The organism is Helicobacter sp. MIT 99-5507 (genome assembly GCF_003364295.1).
In the GTDB taxonomy this organism is placed as follows: Bacteria; Campylobacterota; Campylobacteria; order Campylobacterales; family Helicobacteraceae; genus NHYM01.
Genome location: NZ_NXLO01000006.1, coordinates 1 through 1,932, shown reverse-complemented (window position 1 = coordinate 1,932; position 1,932 = coordinate 1). Strand labels below are relative to the sequence as shown.

Genomic DNA, 1,932 nt, shown 5'->3' with positions numbered 1-1,932 from the left:
TCCCTTAGATATATTTAGAATCCTCCAGTCCTACTTCCACTTCTTGTATTTTTTCCTACACCACTATCTACACCAAAATCTCTATTATTATCATTTATTTTATTATATATTGTTACAAATGCACTTGTGCCTTGTTGTGCTACATTGTTATTATAAAATGGCTTATATAATAAAAACATAGGGAAGTTATTGGCATTTGTTCCTTGATTTATTGTTACTTCATATTTACCACTATTTGCATTATTATAATCAATATTTTGAAGTCCATTTGAAACTGCACTAACATTAGATACTTTTAGATTATTTGTAGTAGATATATTATTTACTACTATGGCACTTTTATTAAATGTGCTAAATGTAGTATCTATCCACCAACCTGGAGAAGTTGGACTACCTGTATATTTAGTAACTCCTGTTGCTTTACTAACATCATTAAGATTGCAAGTTTGGCAATAAAATTCATAATATACTTTGCTAGTTGGCATTTTTGAATAATCACTTGCATTGTCTGCATCAATGATATTTATCCTACCTCTAAGTATTATTGCATCTTTTAGTGAATCAAAATTAGGAGTATATTGTGGATAGGAAGAATCATTCTTTTTACCACTAAAATACATTAAAGGATTTATACTAGTTCCAAAGTTTATTGGTTCAGCTACCATATCAGGAGTCCAAGGAGTATTTGTCTTTTTTATACTTATTACTCTATTTAAATTAGCTATAGATTGATTATTTTGATATGTAAATTCATTTGCTTTTATTGTTGTATAAGTTGCATTGGCATTTATATTATTTGGATCAATAAATATGACAGATATATCAGTGCCATTTAAATCTAATTCTGTATCAATTGCTGCACAACCACTTACAAAGTTTTTTAAACCTGCATTTTTATTATCTAATGGTTTTACTTGTAAATTCATTTTACCTTCATTTAATGGTGAGCTACCTTGTCCATAATAAAGCACTTTTATATCTTGATTATTAGTATTGCTTGCTTTTACTTCAAAATTAAATGGAACAACTAAATAATCAAAGCTAAATTCAAATGTAGGAGGATATGGGCATTGTCCATTTTGTATGCCATTGCCAGAACAACCACCTCTAGTTTTTTCACTATCAATTATGGATTTTGTGTCTTGGTCTGTGAATGATATACTCATTTTACCTCTATAAACATCACTAAAAGATAATGATATATTATTGCTTGGATTGCTATTAAATATACCACTATTAATTGTTACACTAGTATTTGTTGGTAGTGTTGGAGCGGGTGCGTTGCATGCTTTTGCACCAGAGTTTGCATTTAATCCTTGTATTTCATTTTTTATATCACCAACTTGTTTCATTGATGAATTTACACCAGAATCTATCACGCCACTTACGGTTCTTGCATCTCCAGATAGAGTAAAATCAAACTTTTCTCCAACCTTTGTAATTGGAAAGCTAGAACCACCTAGGGCTATTTTTTTAGTGCTTCCATCAGAATCTGCTTTTTGAGAACTTATAGTATAGTCTTTGCTATTTGCAGTGATTTTAAATACTGCATTATAACTAGCTGGTGCTACATAAAAAGTCAAACTAGGGCTTGCTACACTATTATTACTTTTATCTACTCCAATACATTGAAGATTATAATATCCTGCCTTTGAAAGTCCTCCTTTGACTTCAAATATATACGCTCCACCACCACTCCAAAAACTATAATTAGCAGAAGCAGAAATTGTTCCACCACTACCAGAAAGAGTGCAGCTAGCACTCTTTAGTCCTGAACCAAAACCTCCAGTATTATTTTTATGAAACATTCTTACTCTTAAATCACTACCCGTAGCCTTTGTATAGACTAAATTTGCAGGTGCTGCTGTCCCAAAAATATTATTTATTTCTTCTACGATTAAATCTTTTGGTTTTTCAGGTTTCTCTGGTTTA

Annotated in this window: 1 protein-coding gene; it reads right to left on the bottom strand. The window is 30.8% G+C overall.

The genetic code is table 11. The features are described from left to right. Positions 1–14: 14 nt before the first annotated feature. On the bottom strand, positions 15–1,932 hold a 1,918-nt coding region (locus CQA42_RS08310; protein WP_181881536.1), incomplete at its 5' end, for a hypothetical protein.